Here is a 16,909-nt window from a genome sequence, read left to right as displayed (position 1 = left end):
GGTGCCTACTCTTTCCCCTCGCGAAGCGCTGCCACGAGCGCCTCACGGGCGTGCCGCGGCACCGAGGCACGCAGCGCGCGCACCGGCCCTCGCCGTCGCACGAACGCGTCGAAGCACGCCGCCTGCTCGTGCACATAAGCTCCGCGACCGCCGCCGCGCCGCGCGCGATCGGTGTGCAGCCCGCCGTCACGCCACACGATGCGCACCAGGCCCGGCTGCGGTGCACGCTCCCCGCATCCCACGCAGGATCGCACCGGCGTCACTCGGTCTCCTCCGCCGGCCGGTCGGCGGCCGTCTCGTCGCCGGTGGGAAGCGGCGTGGCCGCCGCAGCCGCGGCCGCCAGCTCGGCCGCCTCGGCCTGCAGGCGGGCGACGTGCTCCCGCGCGGCAGCGATGATCCCGGGCGCGCGCTCGGGCCCGATGCCGTCGACCTCGGCGACGCTCTCCTCGTCCGAGGCCGCGAGGTCCTCGGACGACTTGAAGCCGCTCTGGTAGAGCAGCTCGGCGGTGACGTCGCCGATGTCCGGAATGGCCGTGAGCGACGCGCGGGCGCGCCGCGCCTCGTCCTCGGCGTCCGACTCGCTGCGCACGTCGAGCTTCCAGCCCGTGAGGCGCGATGCCAGGCGGACGTTCTGGCCCTTCTTCCCGATCGCGAGCGAGAGCTGGTCGTCGGGAACGATCACCTCCATGCCGTGCTCGTCCTCGTCGAGGATGATCTTCGAGACCTTCGCCGGCGCCAGCGCCCGGCAGACGTACTCGGCAGGGTCCGCCGTCCACTCGACGATGTCGATCTTCTCGTTGCGGAGCTCCTGCACGACGGCCTGCACGCGCGTGCCGCGCATGCCGACGCAGGCGCCGACGGGATCGACGTCGCGATCGTGCGACATGACGGCGAACTTCGCTCGCCCGCCCGGCTCGCGCGCCGCGCCCTTCACCTCGACGATGCCCTCGTAGATCTCGGGGACCTCCTGCCGGAAGAGCTCGATCAGGAGCCCCGGGTGTGTGCGCGAGAGCACGATCTGCGGACCCTTGCTCGAGAGCTCCACGTCGACGATGTAGGCCCGGATGCGATCGCCCTGCCGATAGCGCTCGCGCGGGATCTGCTCTTTCTCGGGCAGGATCGCGTCGGCGCGGCCGAGGTTCACGATGAGGTTCTTCTTCTCGAAGCGCTGCACCGTGCCCGTGGCGAGCTCGCCCTTGCGCGTCTTGAACTCCTTGAAGATGCTGTCGCGCTCGGCGTCGCGCACGCGCTGGATGATGTTCTGCTTGGCGGCCTGGGCGGCGATGCGGCCGAACTTCTCCGGCGGAAGCTTCGCCAGCAGCTCGTCGCCGACCTCGGCGTCGGGGTCGAGGTGGGCTCGCGCCTCGGCGAGGATGACCTCGTTCTCGGGGTCTTCGATCACGGCGACGACGCGCTTGATCTCGAACAGCTCGACCTCGCCGACCTCGGGGTTGAACTTCGCCTCGATGTTCTTGTCGAGCCCGAAGGTACGCTTGGCCGCCGACAGCATCGCCTGCTCGAGGGCCTCGACGATGATCTGGCGGTCGATCCCCTTCTCCTTGCTCACCTGCTCGATCACACGGTTCAGATCCGGAAGCATTCGTTCCTCCGCACCCTCAGGCGTGTGCCGGCGCATGCGCCGGTCGCGTGAAGTCGTATTCGATGTTGGCGCGCTCGACGTCCGCGAGCGGCAGCGCGACCGTGCCGGCGTCGGGATCGGCGACCGTCACGACGTCGTCGGTCGCGGCTTCGAGGACGCCGTGGAACTGCCGCCGGCCGGCGACCGGCGTTCGCGTGCGCACCGACACGCGCTTTCCGAGCGCGCGGCGGTAGTGGTCGGCCCGTACCAGGGGGCGGTTCAGCCCCGGCGAGGAGCACTCCAGGTGATAGCGACCGTGCACCGCGTCGTGCGCGTCGAAGACGTTGCCGAGCTCGCGCGAGATGCGCGCGAGCTCGTCGATGGTGACGCCACCCGCCGGCCGGTCGATCAGCAGGCGCAGGATCGCGCGCCCGCCCTCGGGACGACATTGAACGTCCACGAGCTCGAGACCCGCCGCCGTGACGACGGGCTCCGCGAGCCCCCAGACGCGCTGGGTGACCGCCGACCAATCCATCGAACGCTGTTCCTCCAAATGAAAAAGTGGGCCGGGGCCCACTTCTGCTGGTGAGTGAAGCCGGGAAACCGTGAGCATATAACATGCGTCCCACGGAGCCGCAACGTCGCGAAAAACGAGGGAATGCGGGCTACTGGTACATCGACTCGATGTCGGCTGCGTAGCGCTGCGCGATCACCTTGCGCTTCAGCTTCAGGCTCGGCGTCAGCTCGCCGGTCTCGGTCGAAAAGTCCCCGGGAAGGATGCGCACGTACTTGATCGACTCCCAGGACGCGAGGCTTTGGTTGACTGCCGCCACCTCGGACTCGATCAGCTTCCGGACGGCCGGGTGGGCGTGCAGGTCGGCCGGGTCGACCTGGAGCCCCTGCGCCGCCGCCCACCGCTCGACCTCCGGGAGGTCCAGGGTGACCAGAGCCGTGCAGTACTTGCGGTTGTCGCCGATCGCGACCGCCTGGCTGACGTGCGGCTGGAGCTTCAGCAGGTTCTCGATCTTCTGCGGCGCCACGTACTTCCCGCCCGAGGTCTTGAGCAGGTCCTTCTTGCGGTCGGTGATGCGCAGGAATCCGTCGGCGTCGATCTCGCCGATGTCCCCGGTGTGGAACCAGCCGTCCGCGTCCCAGGCTTCGGCGGTGGCGTCGGGGCGCTCGTAGTAGCCGCTCGCCACGTTCGCGCCGCGGGCGAGGATCTCGCCGTCGTCGGCGATCCGGATCTCGCAGCAGTCGAGCACCGTGCCGACGGTTCCGAGGCGATAGCGGTCGGGATGGTTCACCGTCAGCGCCGGCGTCGTCTCGGTGAGACCGTACCCTTCGAAGATCGGGATGCCCACGGCGTGGAAGAACTCGGCGATGTCGCGCGCGAGCGGCGCCCCGCCCGAGAGCATGAAGCGGATGTTGCCGCCCAGCACCGAGTGGATGCGCGAGAAGACGAGGCGGTGCGCGATCGCGTCGGCGACCTGCAGCCAGAGCGGGATCGGCTTGCCGGCCGCCTGCAGCTCGCTGCGCTGCCGTCCGACGCCGACCGCCCAGTCGAAGATCGCCTGCTGGACGCCGCTTCCCGCGTCGCGCTTGGCCTGGATGCGCCCGTACACCTTCTCGTAGACGCGCGGCACGGCGGGGACGACGTTGGGCTTGGCCGCCGGGATGTCCTCGATCAACGTGTCGATCGAGCGGGCGAAGGCCGTCGTCGTGCCGGCCGCGATGCCGCAGTACTCGAGCAGGCGGGCGAACGAGTGCGCAAGCGGCAGGAAGAAGAAGTCGACGTCACCCTCGCGCAGGGTCCCGATGCGCAGCGTCGCCTCGACGGTGGCCAGGTGGTTGCCGTGCGTCTGCGGGACGCCCTTCGGCGGACCGGTCGTGCCCGACGTGTAGACGATGGTCGCGAGGTCCGAGCGCCCGAGCTTCGCGATCCGTCGCTCGATCTCGGCGCCGTGGCGGCCGAGCAGCGAGCGTCCGCGCTCGAGGAGATCGCCGAGCGTCTGCGGACCCGTGCCCTCGACCGTCGTGATGGACCGGATCGAGACCGGACGGCGCACGCCGTCCAGCTCGAAGCCGTCGCGTGCCACCGCCTCGACCCTTCCGCGCAGCTTCGCGTTCTCGACGAAGAGACGATCGGCGCCGGCGTTGGCCACGATGTAGCCACACTCGTCGGGCAGCACGGAGTGGTAGACGGGGATGGTGAGCGCGCCGCACGCGAGGATCGCGAAGTCGATCTCCATCCACTCGGGTCGCGTCGCCGAAAGGAGCCCGACGCGATCGCCGGGTCGCACGCCGTCGTCGACGAGCGCCGCGGCGATGGCCCGCACGCGATCGCGCATCTCGCCCCACGTGACCTCGCGCCAGCCCTGAGCGTCGTGGTAGCGGTAGCGCGGGCGATCGGCGAGCTGGTCGGCCCGCGTGAAGAACATCTGCGCGAGGTTCGCGTACGCCACGTCGTCCCCCCTCCGAACGGATGGCTCGCGCCGCGCCTGGCGCGACGCGGAGGCACCGTATAATACGCGCCCCGTACCCGCCAAGCCGACCATGCCGACCCCTTCCGATCGTCCCACCACATCCGAGCTGCGGCGCGACCCGATCCTGCGCCGCTGGGTGATCATCGCGCCCGAGCACGCGAGCGAGCTCGCGCCTCGCCGCATCGCCGCCGACGCCGCCGCGCCGGGCCAGTGTCCCTTCTGTCCGGGGCAGGAGGCGATGAACCCGATCGAGGTCGCCCGGGTCGGCGACGGCGCCGGCTGGGCGGTACGCGTCACGCCCGATCGCCATCCGCTGCTGCGGATCGAGGGCGAGCTCGGCCGCCGGGCCGTCGGCATGTTCGACTACATGAACGCCGTGGGCGCGCACGAGCTGGTGATCGATACGCCCGACCACGCGTGCGGCTGGGCGGACTTCACCCCGGCACACATGGCGTGCCTGCTGGGGGTCTACCGCGACCGCTCGCGCGACCTCCGGCGCGACCCGCGCTTCCGTCACATCCTCGTGCTGATGAATCGCGGCGCCGCCTGGAGCCGCTTCTCGCACGCGCATTCCCACGTCGTCGCGACGCCGTTCGCGATGAAGCGTGTGGAGGACGAGATGGCCGGCGCGCGAGAGTACTACCGGCGCAAGGAGCGGTGCGCCTTCTGCGATCAGCTCGCCGAGGAGCGACACGCGGGAACCCGCGTCGTCGCCGAGCAGCCGGGCTTCGTCGCCCTCGCACCTTTCGCGTCCGAGCATGCTTACGAGGTGTGGGTGCTACCGTCGGCACACGCGGCGGACTTCGGCCGCAGCGAGGACGACGCCCTGGCGCCGCTCGGCACGCTGCTGGTGGACGTCGTCGGGCGCCTGCGTCGCGTGCTCGACGACGTCCCGTACAGCGTGGTGCTCCACACGGGGCCGCTCGACCAGCCCGACAGCGTGGACTTCCACTGGCACTGGGAGATCGTCCCGCTCCTCGGTCACGAGCTCGGGATCGAGTGGGCGACCGGGATCTACTCGAATCCCGTGCCGCCCGAGGCGGCGGCCGATGCGCTGCGGCGTGCCGGCACCGAGCCGGCGCGCTGACGCTCACGCCTCGCCGGTGCCCTCGTCCTGCTCGTGCAGGGTGACGAGCACCATGATCTGGTAGGTGCGCTTGCCGCTCGGCGTCTGCACCTCGACCTCGTCACCCTCGGTCTTGCTCATGAGGGCGCGACCGATCGGCGACGACAGGGAGATGTGCCCGCGCGCCGCGTCGACCTCTTCCGGAAAGACGATGCGGTAGAGCACCTCGTCGCCCGTATCGACGTCGGCGACGGTGACGCGGCTCCCGTAGGCCACCACACCACGCGGAATCGACGCGACGTTGTACATCGCCAGCTCGCGGATGCGACTCTCGAGCTGCGCGATGCGCGAGCGGACGAAGTCCTGGCGGTGCTTGGCCGCCTCGTATTCGGCGTTCTCCGAGAGATCGCCGTGCGCGGCCGCGGTTTGGAGCTCCTTCGGCAGCTTGAACGTGAGCTCGTGCCTCAGGTCCGCGAGCTCCTTCTTGAGCTTCGCCAGGATCGGCAGTTCCATGTCGTCGTCTCTCAGGCGCCGCCGGCTCCGGCGATCACGCGACGTGCCACGTCGCTGGCGAGCTTCCCGTCGAATCGTCCCGCGTGCCGCTCACGCAGCGCGCTCATGACCGCGCCGATGGTCGGGCTCGGCAGCTCGCCGGCGATCGCGCGCACGATGCGCTCGAGCTCCTCGGGCGCGAGCAGCGCGGGCACGTACACCTCGAGCAACTGCCGCTCGGCGCGGTTCTGCTCGACCACGTCGGTGCGCCCGGCCTTGGTCGCGAACTCCTCGGCTTCCTCGCGCTTGCGCATCTCCTTGCGGACGAGCTGCACGAGGTCGGCTTCGGCGAGCGCCGCGCCCCGGCGCTCGACCTTCAGGTTCTTGGCCGCCGTGATCAGCCCGCGCAGCACGTAGACGCGCGGCATGTCGCGCGCCTTCATCGCGGCCGTGAGATCCGCGCCCAGCCCTTCCTCGGTGAGAGGCACCGACGTACGGTAAGCAGAAGCATTCCTATTGTAAAGTCGTGGCGTGCGGGGCCGACGCGCGATACCACCAGCCCCGGAAGTGCTCGACGATCGGGCCGAAGCCCATGAGGTTCAGATACATCCCGATCGCTCCCACCGCTATGCCGAACAGAAACGCTCGCATCGTCCCATCCTCCTCATCGCATCCGTTGCATCAGATCGCTCGGGTCGCCACATCCGGCCGTCGTCATGGGCGGAGTCGGCACGATCGTGGCGGACGTCCTGTTTCCGCGGGACTGTGCCGCGTGCGATGCACCGCTGCCCGTCGGGCACGAGCGAGCCCTGTGCGACGCGTGCTGGGCGAGCCTCCGCATGCCCACCCACGCCCTCTGCCCTCGCTGCGGCATTCCCACACCCCCTGCGTCGCGGACCTGCTCCGGATGCGCGACCCATCCCCCCGTCTTCGATGCGGCCTGCGCACTCGGATTGTACATCGCGGACGATACCCGTCTCAATCCGCTCGCGGTGGCCGTGCGAGCCTTGAAGTACCGCGGGGCGCGGCCGGTCGCCCGCTGTCTCGGAGCCGAGCTCGGCCGGCGCCACCCCGCTCCGCCTGGTGCGGTCGTGGTGCCGGTCCCGCTCCACCGGAGCCGCCTCCGCGAGCGCGGCTACAACCAAGCGGCGTTGCTCGCCCGCGCACTCGCGCGGGCGAGCGCCCTGCCCGTCGCCGTGCGCGCGCTCGCCCGCGTGCGTCCGACCCCGCCGCAGGCGGGCCTCGACGCCCACACGCGACGCATGAATCTGCGCAGCGCCTTCGCGGTCCGCCAGCCCGGGGCGGTGTGGGACCGCGAGATCGTGCTCGTCGACGACGTCCTCACCACCGGCGCGACGGCCGACGCGTGCGCCGCGGCGCTGCACGCCGCCGGCGCCACGCGCGTCGTCCTCTACACGGTTGGACGCACCCCCTGAGGCGCGGTAGAGCGGCGCCGTGATCACCCTGGGCGTGCTCATCTCGGGCAGTGGGACGAACCTGCAGGCGATCATCGATCGCATCGCCGACCGCTCGCTGGATGCCCGCATCGGCGTGGTCATCTCGAACCGCCCGGACGTGCGGGGCCTTGAGCGTGCCCGCGCCGCCGGGATTGCCGCCGAGGTGATCGACCACCGCGCCTTCGCGGACCGCGCGAGCTTCGAGACGGCTCTCGCGACGCGGCTGAGGGCGGCCGGCATCGAGCTGGTCGTCCTGGCCGGCTTCGACCGGCTGGTGACCCAGGTCCTTCTGGCCGCGTTTCCCGGGCGGATCATCAACATCCACCCCGCCCTGCTGCCGGCGTTCAAGGGCCTCCACGCCCAGCGGCAGGCGGTCGAGTACGGCGTGCGTGTGGCGGGCGCCACCGTCCACTTCGTCGACGCCGACGTCGACCACGGACCCATCATTTTGCAGGCCGCCGTCCCGGTGGACCAGGACGACACGCCCGAGACGCTGACGGCGCGCATCCTCGCGGTCGAGCACCAGATCTACCCGGCCGCGATCCAGCTCTTCGCCGAGGGCCGGCTCACCGTCGAGGGGCGCCACGTGCGCATCGGCGGCACCCGGCCTCCCCTGCCCCCGCCGCTCGTCCGCCGCGCCTGAGCCGGACCGGCGCTTGCTCGCAACATAACCTGTTGGTACACGGCTTATCAGTCGGGGAATTGGCTGAGCACCGGGTGAGGTGGTTGAGGGCCGGTCGCGGGGGCGCGGGCAGTGTGGCCTCGCGGCGGGGAGGAGGCCGAGGAGATGGGGGACATCGATCGGATGCTCGCCGAGATCCGTGCCTTGGCGAGCCGAGGCGATCATCACACGATCGTCGCCCGCTACGGGCACCTCGACGATCTGCCCGAAGAGGAGACCTGGAGCTCGACCGAGCTGCTCTACGAGATCGGCCGGGCCTTCGGGATGCTCGGCAACGAGGACAAGGTCGAGCGCTACCTGCTGCGCTGTGCCGACCTGGCGCCGCGCCGCGCCGCCGTCTTCCACTGCGCCATCGGCTGGTACTTCCAGCGCAAGAAGAAGTGGACCAAGGCGCTGCGCTGGTACGATCGCGCGCTCCAGTCCTTCCCCACCTACCACCTCTGTCTGTTCCGGCGCGGCTACTGCCTCGAGAAGCTCCACCGCCCGCGGGAAGCGGTCGAAGCGCTCGCCCGAGCCCGCGGGGTCTGGGAGGAGGCGGGCCCGGACCAGCGTGCACGCGGGCGCGGCGTCCAGGTTCAGGTGCTGTTCCACCTCTCGCGCGTGCTTCGCGATCTCGGCGACTTCGACGCGGCGCACGAAGCGCTCGACGTCTGCCGGACGCTCGACGGCGAGACCGAGCCGCCGGCGATCCGTCCGGAGCACCTGCTCGCATGCCATGGGGAGCTGCTCCTGCGCCGCGGCGATCAGGAAGGCGCCTGCAACCTCTTCGAGCAGGCGAAGGAGCTCGACCCCACCTCCAGCTACGTCTGGGAACGGCTCGGACGAGTCCACGAGCTGCTCGGCGAGCGCGACGCCGCCGAGGCGGCCTACCGGCGCGCGATCTCGCTACCGCGCGGGGCGTTCGCCTACCTCTCGCTGGGGCGCTTCCACACCCACGTGACGCACGACTACCACGCCGCCGCCCTCTCCCTCGCCGAAGCGCTCCGCCAGGTTCAGAGCGCCGAGCCCATCGTCCGGCTCGAGATCGCGCGTCTCCAGGTCGCCTGCAACCGTCCCTTCGCCGCCTACGAGCAGGTCCAGCAGGCGCTCGCGTGCCGGCACGAGGGCGGCTTCGCCGACGGGCTGCGCCTGGCCGCCGATCTGGCCGAGCGTCTGGGCCGTCCCACCGAGGCGGCCGCCCATCTGCGGCAGCTCGGACGCCTGCTCTCCGACGATTCGACGCTGCTGGGTCGCGCCGAAGCACTCGAGGGCCAGGTGGCGAGCGTTCTGACCCCGCCCGCCGACCCGCCCCTGCCCGAAGCGCTGGCACCGCTCAATGACGCGCGCGTCGACATGCGCGTGCGCGACCGCGTGAGCGGCGTCGTCGATCGGTTCTTCGCCGAGAAGGGCTTCGGGTTCGTGCGCTACGGCGACGGGCAGACGCTCTTCTTCCACGTGACGCAGTGTCCGGACGGCGTGACGCGCATCGAGCCCGGCACGTCGGTCAGCTTCATCGTCGGGCACAACCCGAAGAAGGGGAAGCCCCAGGCCGAAGCCATCCGCCTCGGCGAGTGAGGCCGAGCCGCCGCAGGGCGGCGCGCGTGGCGGGAAACTCGTGCGGCCGGCGCGCGATCAATCGCGCGAGGGCCCGCAGGTCGTGCTCGTCGTCGACGTCGAACGAGGGCGCGACCTCGACGAGGCGAAGGCCGAGCGCGCGACAGCGACGGCGGGTCGCCCCGAGCACCCGGTCGGTGCTCCACGGGATCCCCTCGAACGCGGCACGCGCCGGACGGCGAACGCCGATCAGGTAGTAGCCCCCGTCGCGCGCAGGCCCGAGCACGACGTCGCCACCGGCGGCGAGGGCGCGCGACGCCCGCGCCAGCGCTCGCAGCGGAACATGCGGCGCGTCGGCGCCGAGGGCGATGGCCGGCGCGCCGGTTTCGCGCGCCACGTGCGCGAGCGCGTGGTGGATGCGCGCGCCGAGGTCGCGGCCGCGCTGCGGGAAGCAGCGGGGCGTCGCCACCAGCGACCGGAACGGCGCGCGGGCGGGCGTGAACGCCCACCAGACACCGAATCCCCCCTTGCCGAGGCGTCGTGCGAGATCGCGCACGAAGGCTCGGTAGAGGCGGCACGCCGCCACGGCCCCGATCGCGGCGGCGAGACGCGTCTTCACGCGGCCCGGGGTGGGATGCTTCGCCAGAACGACGATCGCTGCGGACGTGGTCGGCCGCCGCGATCGTCGCGCCCGGGTCGCGGACGTCGTCAGCTCGCGCCGGTGAGCCCGCCGAGCTCACCCGCCGCGTCGAGCGCCGCCAGCTCCTCGAACCCCCCGATCGACCGGCCGTCGATGAATATCTGCGGCACCGTCCGCCGCCCGCTGCGCTCCATCATGCCTGCTCGCAGCTCGGCGTCGCCGGCGACGTCGAACTCCTCGTACGGGATCCCGCGCTCGGCGAGCAGGCGCTTCGCTTGTACGCAATACGGACACGACGGGGCCGTGTAGATCTCGACGCGAGCCATCCCGCCCAGGGTTAATCACTGGCCGTCCGTGACGCAAGGCGAGCGGCGTTGACTCCAGCCCGGTCGGCCGATAGCGCGGGCGCATGGCCGATGCCACGACGACACGCGCGCTGGGCCGACTGGTCGACATCATGGCGCGCCTGCGCGCGCCCGGGGGTTGTCCCTGGGATCGCGAGCAGACGCCGCAGACCCTGCGCCCCTACCTCCTCGAGGAGACGTACGAGGTGCTCGACGCGATCGAGCACGGCAGCCCCGCGGCACTGCGCGACGAGCTCGGCGATCTCCTCCTCCAGATCGTCTTCCACGCCGAGATCGCGCGCGAGGCGGGGCAGTTCACGATCGCCGACGTGGCGACGGCGATCGCCGACAAGCTCGAGCGCCGCCACCCGCACGTCTTCGGCGACGTCCGGGTCGGGGGCGCAGACGACGTGATGCGGAACTGGCAGACGATCAAGGCCGAGGAGCGCCGCGCGGGCGGCGGCGACGCCGGCGTGCTGGGCGGCGTGCCGCGCGCGCTACCGGCCCTCGCCCGCGCGCAGAAGGTGGGCGACCGCCTCTCGCACGTGGGCTTCGACTGGCGCGACGTCGGTGCCGTGCTGGAAGTCCTCGACGACGAGCGGGCCGAGCTGGCCGCGGCCCTGGCGGCGGGCGACACGGTCGCGGCGCGGCGCGAGGTGGGCGATCTCCTGCTGACGCTCGCGAGCGTGGCGCGTCACCTCGACGTGTCCGCCGAGCTGGCGCTCGGCGAGGCGACCGACCGGCTGGCAGCCCGCGTGCGCCATGTCGAGCAGGCCGCGGCCGCCGCCGGCCGGACGCTCGCCGCGCTCGATCCGGACGAGCGGGATCGCTTGTGGCGTGACGCGAAGACGGCGACCGATGCCGTGTCGCGAAAGTCCGCGTCGCAAGTTTGACCGGTCCGTACCTGCGTGGTAGGTCGCGCCCCCGTGGCTCAGCATGCATCTGCATTGAAGCGGCACCGCCAGAGCGAAAAGCGGCGGGTCCGGAACAAGGCCCTCAAGACCCGGCTCCGGCACGAGGTCCGCTCCGCGCGCGAGCTGGTCGACCAGAAGGCCGCCGCTGCGCGCGACGCCGTCGCCGCAGCGACGCGGGCCCTCGACAAGGCCGTCAGCAAGGGGCTGATCCACCGCAACACCGCCGCGCGCAAGATCTCGCGTCTCGCGCGCGCGGCCCACGCCCTGAAGGGCTGATCCGCTCAGGCCGCGCCGGCGATCGCCAGCAGGCTCCGCTCGAAAACCGCGGCCTCCGGTCGTGACGACTTGAGGGCGGCGTCCAGCTCGAGCAGCACGTCGAGCGCACGTTCCAGGTCCGCCGGCGCGCCGCGCCGCGCGTTGCGGCCGACGAGCCAGGCGGGCATGCCGAGACGGGCCGCGATCTCCTCCTCGCGGAGCCCCATGGCCATCAGCTCCGCCACGTGGAGCGCGCGACGCAGGTTCGCGGCCAGGAACGCGAGGACACGGATCGGCGGTTCGCCGGAGGCGACGAGCCCGCGCAGCGTGCGAATGGCGCCTGCGGCATCACGTCGCGCGAGGCGATCGGTCAGCTCCTCGATCGCGTGGGCCCGGCTCGCGGCGACGAGGTCTTCCACGTGGCGCTGCTCGATCGTCGCACGCGGGCCGACGTGGAGGGAGAGCTTCTCGATCTCGTCGTCGAGACGCGCGCAATCGACGCCGACGCGCGCGAGCAGCATCTCGATCGCGGGCGCCGCGATCGCGTGACCGCGCTCGCGCGCCAGCGCCGTCACCCAGCCGCCCGCGGCTCGCAGGTCCGGCAAGCGCGAAAACCCGAGCGCGGCTCCGCCCTTCGCACAGGTCGCGTGCAGACGTCGGCGCTGATCGAGCGCCTTCGCGACGAGCACCAGGCGCGCCCCGTCGCCGAGGCGTGGGAGCAACGCCAGCACCTCGTCGTCCTGCGCGGCCGCCAGGGCTTCGGCCCGCCGCACGACGAGGAGCGAGACGCCGCCGAAGAGCGACGGCGACGCGAGGTCGACGAGCGCCGCGGACACCCGCTCGTCCGGGTCGTCGCCCCACACGACGGCGACGGCGTCGGTGCGGCCGGACCCGACCACGCGCGCGCGCAGGCGATCGAGGCCGCGCTCGAGCAGGAACGTCTCCTCGCCGTGCAGGAGATAGAAGGGTCGGAGGGGCTCGCGCTCGATCGCGACCGCCGGATCGGGGCCCGCGGCGGCCGCACCGCGCCGAAAGGCGCTCAGAACCCCTCCATGCTCTGGAGGTAGATGTCGCGCGCCAGCAGCTCGAGCAGATCGTCGAGCGTCTCGCGGCGGCGGGTCTCGCCCAGCTGCACGTTCGTCATCTGGGCGAGGTCGCGCGAGTCGATCGTGCCGCGCTGGAAGCGCGGCGAGCTGGTCACGACCACGGTGTTGACCGCTCCGAAGTCGAGGCTCTCCTGCAGCAGCTTGTTCTCGTAGAGCAGGCGGCCCGTCGTACGCTCCGTCAGGCGGAAGCTGATCTGGATGACGCCCTGGAACTGCACGGCCTCCGAGTTGGCGGTCGACGCCACCGGAATGGTGGAGAAGTGCCGGATGGTGCCCGCGAGGAGGACGTCGCCGTCGCGATCCGATACGAGCTCCAGCGGCCCGCGGCGACGGAACTCCTCGGCGAGCTTGCGGCGGAGGTTCACCTCGAGCCCGTGCTCGCGCGTCCGGTTGCCGAAGAGCGCGATGCTGAGCGTGCGCGCGCCGCTCGGGACGGTCGTGCCGGCGCCGGCGAAGTGGTAGCCGCACCCGCTCACGAGCAGCCACACGGCCAGTACGCCCCGGCGTGTCACGGCGTCCTCCCGGCCCGATCCTTTGCGCCCACGACGCCCGCGATCTGATCGAGCACGCCGTTGACGAAGGCGGGCGAGTCCTCGCTCCCGAATCGCCGCGCCACTTCGATCGCCTCGTCGATCGTGACGGCGGCCGGAATGTCGGGGCGCTCCATCAGCTCGAACGTCGCCACGCGCAGGAGATTGAGGTCCACCCGCGACAGGCGCGGCAGCTGCCAGTGCTCCGCGGCCGCCGCGATCAGCTCGTCGATCCGCTCGCGATGGGCCAGCACTCCCTCGACGAGCTCGCGTGCGAACGTCTCGCTCTCGCCGCCGCGCGCGGCGTCCTCCGGAACCAGGTGCTCCCAGAAGAGGCCGAGCGACCCCGGCCCGGCCGCGTCGCCCAGCATGTCGAGCTTGTAGAGCGCCTGCAGCGCGAGCTCGCGTCCGAACCGACGGCCCCCCATGGCTCAGTACCGGTTCAGGAGGCGCAGCACCTGCGCCATCTCGAGCGCCGTGACGGCCGCGTCGTGCCCCTTGTTGCCGTGATCGCCCCCGGCGCGCGCGAGCGCCTGGTCCATCGTGTCGGTCGTGAGGACGCCGAACGCCACCGGGAGATCGAAGCGCCGCGCCACCTCGCCGATCCCGAGGGTCGCCGCCGAGGCAACGTAGTCGAAGTGCGGTGTGCCGCCGCGCACGACCGCACCCAGGCAGACGATTGCGTCGTACCGCCCCGTCGATGCGAGGCGCTGCGCGCCGAGCGGCAGCTCGTAGGCGCCGGGCACGACGGTCACGTCGATGGCGTCGTCGGCGACGCCCGCAGCCGTGAGCGCGCCGACCGCGCCGTGGAGGAGCGCGTCGGTCACCGCCTGGTTGAAGCGGGCAACCACGATCCCGATCCGGAGCCCGTGGCCCTTGGGCTCGGCGTGGAACGTTCGGGGCACCGCTCGACCGTCAGCCGCGCGGCGCCAGGCCGGAGAGGAGGTGGCCGAGCTTCGCCTGCTTGGTGCGCAGGTACTCGATGTTGCCGGCGTGCGGCGCCACCTCGAGCGGCGTCCGCGCGACCACCGTCGCGCCGTACGCCTCGAGACCCGCGATCTTCTGCGGGTTGTTGGTGAGCAGGCGCACGCGCTCGACGCCGAGGTCGCGCAGGATCTGTGCACCGATGCCATAGTCGCGCAGGTCCTCGCGGAAGCCGAGCTCGAGGTTCGCTTCGACCGTGTCGCGACCGCGGTCCTGCAGGGCGTAGGCGCGGATCTTGTTCGCGAGGCCGATGCCGCGTCCCTCCTGATGGAGGTACACGAGCACGCCGCGCCCTTCGGCGACGATGAGGTCGATCGCCTGCTGGAGCTGGTCGCCGCAATCGCAGCGCTCGGAGCCGAACACGTCGCCGGTGAGACACTCCGAGTGCAGGCGGACCAGCACATCGTCGCCGTCGCGCACGTCGCCCAGGACGAGCGCCATGTGCTGGTGCTGATCGATGCTGTTGTCGTAGACGATGGCGCGGAACGTCGGTCCGTCACCCATGGGCAGCATCGCCTCGGCGACGCGGCGCACGAGCGTGTCGGAGCGCAAGCGCATCTGGATCACGTCGGTCACCGTGACGAGCGGCAGCTCCTGCTCGCGCGCGAGCGCCGCCAGCTCGGCCTCGCCCGCGAGGTCGCCGTCGCGCCCGAGCACCTCGCACAGGACGGCCTCGACCCCGGCGCCGGCGAGGCGCGTGAGATCGCTCGCGGCCTCGGCGGTGGCCGCACGCACCAGCGAGCCGCCCGCGGTGAGCTGGATCGGCGTCACGTGCCCCGGCATGACGAGCTCGGCCGGGGTCGCGTCGCGCGCCACGGCGGCGAGGATCGTCGTGGCGCGATCGGCGGCGCTGATGCCGGTCGACACGCCCCGCCGCGCCTCGATCGACGCGCCGTAGCGCACCGGCCCGTGGCTGAGCTCCGACGTCATCAGGGGGATCCCGAGCTGGCGCATCCGCTCGCGTGCCATCGTGAGACAGACGAGCCCGCGCCCGTGCGTCGCCATGAAGTTGATGGCGGACGGCGTCACGCGAGCCGCCGCGCACACGAGCGACGCCTGCGCCGGATCGGTCGCGTCGTCGACGATCAGCACGACACCACCGGTGCGCAACCGCTCGAGCGTCGCTCGGCTGCGATCCGCCGCGGTCATCGGCGCGAGCCTACCGCGGTGGCCACGAGGAGGCAAAGGGTCGCCGCCCGTTCCGGCCGGCCACCGAGGCCGTGAGCACGAGGTCGCCGCCGAGGCGCGCCACGCGGGCGTCGACCAGGCGCACGGCATCGCGCGCCCGATCGATGCCGAGCCCGGCGACGGCCGGCACCGCGTCGCCCCCGAGCAGCGCCGGCGCCAGGAACCACACGACGCGATCGACGACGCCGGCGCGTAGCGCATCGCGCGCGACGACCGCGCCGCCCTCGACCAGCACCGAGGTGATCCCGCGCGCGCCGAGCGCCCCCACGACGTCACCGAACGCCATCCGCCCCCGCCGCGCGGGGATGAGGATCACCTGGGCCGCTCGCCGTCGCAGGCGCTCGACGCGCGACGGGCTCGCGCCGCGCGGCGCCACGATCCACGTGGGCGCGCCGCCGCGAGCGAGCACCTGGGCCTTCGCCGGCAACGACACCCCCGCGCCGCACAGGACGACCCGGATCGGGTCGCGCCCGCCGGCGATGCGACACGTGAGGCGGGGGTCGTCGGCGCGCACCGTCCCCGCGCCGACCACGACCGCGTCGTGCACGTCGCGCAGGACGTGGGCCCGGCGTCGCGCGGCGGGTCCCGTGATCCAGCGCGCGTCGCCCGAGCGCGCGGCGATGCGCCCGTCGAGCGAGGTCGCGAGCTTCAGCGTCACGAGCGGACGACCGCGCAGGAGGCGCGACCGGTACCCGGCGGTGAGCGCATCCGCCTCGTCCCTCCCGATCCCGACGGTGACGCGCACGCCGGCCGCGCGCAGGCGGCGGATGCTGCGGCCCCGAACCCGCGGGTTGGGATCGACGGCCGCGATGACGACGCGTCGCAGGCCGAGCGGCAGCAGCGCATCGACGCACGGCGGCGTCCGTCCGACGTGCGCGCACGGCTCGAGCGTGACGTAGAGATCGGCACCGCGGGCGCGAGCGCCGGCGCGACGGAGCGCGGCGATCTCGGCGTGCGGGCCGCCCGCCGGCGCCGTCCAGCCCTCGCCCACGACGCGCCCGCGCTTCACGAACACCGCGCCGACCGGGGGGTTGGGAAACGTCCGTCCGAGCGCGCGCCCTGCGAGCGCGACCGCGCGCGCCATCCAGCGCGCGTCGGTGTCGCGCGACCTCGTCCGCGGGCTCACGCGCGCGACCGCGAGCGCCGCTGCGTGGTCGGCGACGTTCGCCCCGCTTTGGGTCGCCGCGCGCCGGCGCTGCGGGCTGCGATCAGCTCTTCGAGCTCGTGCATGAACTCGTGCACGTCGCGGAACTCGCGATAGACCGACGCGAAGCGCACGTAGGCGACGGCGTCGAGGTCGTGCAGGGCGGCCATCACCGCCTCGCCGATCTGCCGGCTCGTGACCTCGCTCTCGCCGCGCTCGAGCGTCTGGCGTTCGATCTGGCTCGCGACCTCCTCGATCGTGTCGACCGAGACCGGCCGCTTCTCGCAGGCCCGCCGGAGGCCCGAGACGATGCGCCCGCGGTCGAACGGCTGCCGGCGGCCGTCCTTCTTCACCACCATCGGGAGCGCGACCTCGACGCGCTCGTAGGTCGTGAAGCGATGCCCACAGCCGTCGCAGTGCCGCCGGCGACGGATCATGTCGCCTTCCTTCCCCAGGCGCGAGTCGATCACGCGGCTGTCCGGAGCCCGGCACATCGGGCACTGCATGGCGCG

The 16,909-nt window shown here is 72.3% G+C and carries 22 protein-coding genes and 1 pseudogene; 7 read left to right on the top strand and 16 right to left on the bottom strand.

Annotated features, from left to right (window positions below):
* Window positions 1-5 precede the first annotated feature (5 nt).
* From VMS22_07730 to VMS22_07715, 4 genes are all read right to left on the bottom strand, one after another.
* Window positions 6-242 (bottom strand): DUF448 domain-containing protein, encoded by a 237-nt coding sequence (locus VMS22_07730; protein ID HXJ33918.1) that lies wholly within the window; start codon window positions 240-242, stop codon window positions 6-8.
* A 17-nt stretch (window positions 243-259) separates the two neighbouring features.
* Window positions 260-1,600: a transcription termination factor NusA gene (gene nusA / locus VMS22_07725; GenBank protein HXJ33917.1), complete on the bottom strand. Its 1,341-nt coding sequence runs from the start codon at window positions 1,598-1,600 to the stop codon at window positions 260-262.
* Window positions 1,601-1,616: 16 nt separating this feature from the next.
* Window positions 1,617-2,114, bottom strand: coding sequence for a ribosome maturation factor RimP (gene rimP / locus VMS22_07720; GenBank protein ID HXJ33916.1), 498 nt, complete (start codon window positions 2,112-2,114; stop codon window positions 1,617-1,619).
* Between the two features lie 130 nt (window positions 2,115-2,244).
* Window positions 2,245-4,041, bottom strand: coding sequence for a long-chain fatty acid--CoA ligase (locus VMS22_07715; protein ID HXJ33915.1), 1,797 nt, complete (start codon window positions 4,039-4,041; stop codon window positions 2,245-2,247).
* A gap of 91 nt (window positions 4,042-4,132) precedes the next feature.
* Here VMS22_07715 and VMS22_07710 point away from each other — a divergent pair, with 91 nt between their 5' ends.
* Window positions 4,133-5,149, top strand: a complete 1,017-nt coding sequence (locus tag VMS22_07710) for a galactose-1-phosphate uridylyltransferase (GenBank protein ID HXJ33914.1) — start codon at window positions 4,133-4,135, stop codon at window positions 5,147-5,149.
* A 3-nt stretch (window positions 5,150-5,152) separates the two neighbouring features.
* Here the strand turns inward: VMS22_07710 and greA are convergent, their stop codons facing one another.
* The 3 genes from greA to VMS22_07695 are packed head-to-tail and all read right to left on the bottom strand — an operon-like array spanning window position 5,153 to window position 6,271.
* Window positions 5,153-5,641, bottom strand: coding sequence for a transcription elongation factor GreA (gene greA, locus VMS22_07705; GenBank protein ID HXJ33913.1), 489 nt, complete (start codon window positions 5,639-5,641; stop codon window positions 5,153-5,155).
* A gap of 11 nt (window positions 5,642-5,652) precedes the next feature.
* Complete coding sequence (locus VMS22_07700; protein HXJ33912.1) at window positions 5,653-6,108, bottom strand: GatB/YqeY domain-containing protein; 456 nt, start codon at window positions 6,106-6,108, stop codon at window positions 5,653-5,655.
* A 25-nt stretch (window positions 6,109-6,133) separates the two neighbouring features.
* Window positions 6,134-6,271 (bottom strand): hypothetical protein, encoded by a 138-nt coding sequence (locus VMS22_07695; protein ID HXJ33911.1) that lies wholly within the window; start codon window positions 6,269-6,271, stop codon window positions 6,134-6,136.
* Window positions 6,272-6,336: 65 nt separating this feature from the next.
* Between VMS22_07695 and VMS22_07690 the strand changes: the two are divergent.
* The 4 genes and pseudogenes from VMS22_07690 (at window position 6,337) to VMS22_07675 (ending at window position 9,313) form a co-directional block, all read left to right on the top strand.
* Window positions 6,337-6,522, top strand: a pseudogene (locus tag VMS22_07690) (double zinc ribbon domain-containing protein).
* 90 nt (window positions 6,523-6,612) lie between these two features.
* On the top strand, window positions 6,613-7,056 hold the full coding sequence (locus VMS22_07685; protein HXJ33910.1) for a hypothetical protein: 444 nt from the start codon (window positions 6,613-6,615) through the stop codon (window positions 7,054-7,056).
* Window positions 7,057-7,075: 19 nt separating this feature from the next.
* Window positions 7,076-7,720 carry a phosphoribosylglycinamide formyltransferase gene (gene purN / locus VMS22_07680; protein ID HXJ33909.1) on the top strand — a complete coding sequence of 215 codons (645 nt, stop codon included), beginning with the start codon at window positions 7,076-7,078 and terminating at the stop codon, window positions 7,718-7,720.
* A 144-nt stretch (window positions 7,721-7,864) separates the two neighbouring features.
* Window positions 7,865-9,313, top strand: a complete 1,449-nt coding sequence (locus VMS22_07675; GenBank protein ID HXJ33908.1) for a cold shock domain-containing protein — start codon at window positions 7,865-7,867, stop codon at window positions 9,311-9,313.
* Here the strand turns inward: VMS22_07675 and VMS22_07670 are convergent.
* Both VMS22_07670 and grxC read right to left on the bottom strand, forming a co-directional pair.
* Window positions 9,249-9,938, bottom strand: coding sequence for a TIGR04282 family arsenosugar biosynthesis glycosyltransferase (locus tag VMS22_07670; protein HXJ33907.1), 690 nt, complete (start codon window positions 9,936-9,938; stop codon window positions 9,249-9,251). The genes VMS22_07675 and VMS22_07670 overlap by 65 nt on opposite strands.
* Before the next feature lie 62 nt (window positions 9,939-10,000).
* Entirely contained in the window at window positions 10,001-10,258 is a 258-nt protein-coding gene (gene grxC, locus VMS22_07665) for a glutaredoxin 3 (GenBank protein ID HXJ33906.1), read from the bottom strand.
* Window positions 10,259-10,341: 83 nt separating this feature from the next.
* Between grxC and mazG the strand changes: the two genes are divergently transcribed.
* The gene (mazG, locus tag VMS22_07660; protein HXJ33905.1) at window positions 10,342-11,169 is read left to right on the top strand and encodes a nucleoside triphosphate pyrophosphohydrolase; all 828 of its coding nucleotides are present in this window, start codon (window positions 10,342-10,344) and stop codon (window positions 11,167-11,169) included.
* A gap of 15 nt (window positions 11,170-11,184) precedes the next feature.
* On the top strand, window positions 11,185-11,466 hold the full coding sequence (rpsT, locus tag VMS22_07655; GenBank protein HXJ33904.1) for a 30S ribosomal protein S20: 282 nt from the start codon (window positions 11,185-11,187) through the stop codon (window positions 11,464-11,466).
* 5 nt (window positions 11,467-11,471) lie between these two features.
* On the opposite strand, the gene holA is transcribed toward rpsT, so the two are convergent.
* The 7 genes from holA to nrdR all read right to left on the bottom strand — a co-directional run bounded on the left by holA (window position 11,472) and on the right by nrdR (window position 16,903).
* Window positions 11,472-12,380 carry a DNA polymerase III subunit delta gene (holA, locus tag VMS22_07650; GenBank protein ID HXJ33903.1) on the bottom strand — a complete coding sequence of 303 codons (909 nt, stop codon included), beginning with the start codon at window positions 12,378-12,380 and terminating at the stop codon, window positions 11,472-11,474.
* 104 nt (window positions 12,381-12,484) lie between these two features.
* Window positions 12,485-13,063 carry an LPS assembly lipoprotein LptE gene (gene lptE / locus VMS22_07645; protein ID HXJ33902.1) on the bottom strand — a complete coding sequence of 193 codons (579 nt, stop codon included), beginning with the start codon at window positions 13,061-13,063 and terminating at the stop codon, window positions 12,485-12,487.
* A complete protein-coding gene (nusB, locus tag VMS22_07640) occupies window positions 13,060-13,509 on the bottom strand; it encodes a transcription antitermination factor NusB (GenBank protein HXJ33901.1) in 450 nt (149 codons plus the stop codon). Before nusB ends, lptE begins: the two co-directional genes overlap by 4 nt.
* Before the next feature lie 3 nt (window positions 13,510-13,512).
* The gene (gene ribH, locus VMS22_07635; GenBank protein ID HXJ33900.1) at window positions 13,513-13,986 is read right to left on the bottom strand and encodes a 6,7-dimethyl-8-ribityllumazine synthase; all 474 of its coding nucleotides are present in this window, start codon (window positions 13,984-13,986) and stop codon (window positions 13,513-13,515) included.
* Between the two features lie 10 nt (window positions 13,987-13,996).
* The gene (gene ribA, locus VMS22_07630; GenBank protein HXJ33899.1) at window positions 13,997-15,214 is read right to left on the bottom strand and encodes a GTP cyclohydrolase II; all 1,218 of its coding nucleotides are present in this window, start codon (window positions 15,212-15,214) and stop codon (window positions 13,997-13,999) included.
* Between the two features lie 10 nt (window positions 15,215-15,224).
* Window positions 15,225-16,379, bottom strand: a complete 1,155-nt coding sequence (gene ribD, locus VMS22_07625) for a bifunctional diaminohydroxyphosphoribosylaminopyrimidine deaminase/5-amino-6-(5-phosphoribosylamino)uracil reductase RibD (protein ID HXJ33898.1) — start codon at window positions 16,377-16,379, stop codon at window positions 15,225-15,227.
* Window positions 16,376-16,903 carry a transcriptional regulator NrdR gene (gene nrdR, locus VMS22_07620; GenBank protein HXJ33897.1) on the bottom strand — a complete coding sequence of 176 codons (528 nt, stop codon included), beginning with the start codon at window positions 16,901-16,903 and terminating at the stop codon, window positions 16,376-16,378. The genes ribD and nrdR overlap by 4 nt, the downstream gene beginning before the upstream one ends.
* Between the last annotated feature and the right edge of the window lie 6 nt (window positions 16,904-16,909).

The organism is Candidatus Eisenbacteria bacterium, assembly GCA_035577985.1.
GTDB lineage: Bacteria > Desulfobacterota > Binatia > DP-6 > DP-6 > DATJZY01.
Note: the sequence above shows the minus strand (reverse complement) of the source record. Positions and strands in the feature narration are given on the sequence as shown.

Coding starts and splice junctions, on each gene's coding strand:
- nusA (HXJ33917.1), bottom strand. CDS start 1,600: ATGCTTCCGGATCTGAACCGTGTGATCGAGCAGGTGAGCAAGGAGAAG.
- rimP (HXJ33916.1), bottom strand. CDS start 2,114: ATGGATTGGTCGGCGGTCACCCAGCGCGTCTGGGGGCTCGCGGAGCCC.
- VMS22_07710 (HXJ33914.1), top strand. CDS start 4,133: ATGCCGACCCCTTCCGATCGTCCCACCACATCCGAGCTGCGGCGCGAC.
- greA (HXJ33913.1), bottom strand. CDS start 5,641: ATGGAACTGCCGATCCTGGCGAAGCTCAAGAAGGAGCTCGCGGACCTG.
- VMS22_07695 (HXJ33911.1), bottom strand. CDS start 6,271: ATGCGAGCGTTTCTGTTCGGCATAGCGGTGGGAGCGATCGGGATGTAT.
- VMS22_07675 (HXJ33908.1), top strand. CDS start 7,865: ATGGGGGACATCGATCGGATGCTCGCCGAGATCCGTGCCTTGGCGAGC.
- grxC (HXJ33906.1), bottom strand. CDS start 10,258: ATGGCTCGCGTCGAGATCTACACGGCCCCGTCGTGTCCGTATTGCGTA.
- mazG (HXJ33905.1), top strand. CDS start 10,342: ATGGCCGATGCCACGACGACACGCGCGCTGGGCCGACTGGTCGACATC.
- nusB (HXJ33901.1), bottom strand. CDS start 13,509: ATGGGGGGCCGTCGGTTCGGACGCGAGCTCGCGCTGCAGGCGCTCTAC.
- ribA (HXJ33899.1), bottom strand. CDS start 15,214: ATGACCGCGGCGGATCGCAGCCGAGCGACGCTCGAGCGGTTGCGCACC.
- nrdR (HXJ33897.1), bottom strand. CDS start 16,903: ATGCAGTGCCCGATGTGCCGGGCTCCGGACAGCCGCGTGATCGACTCG.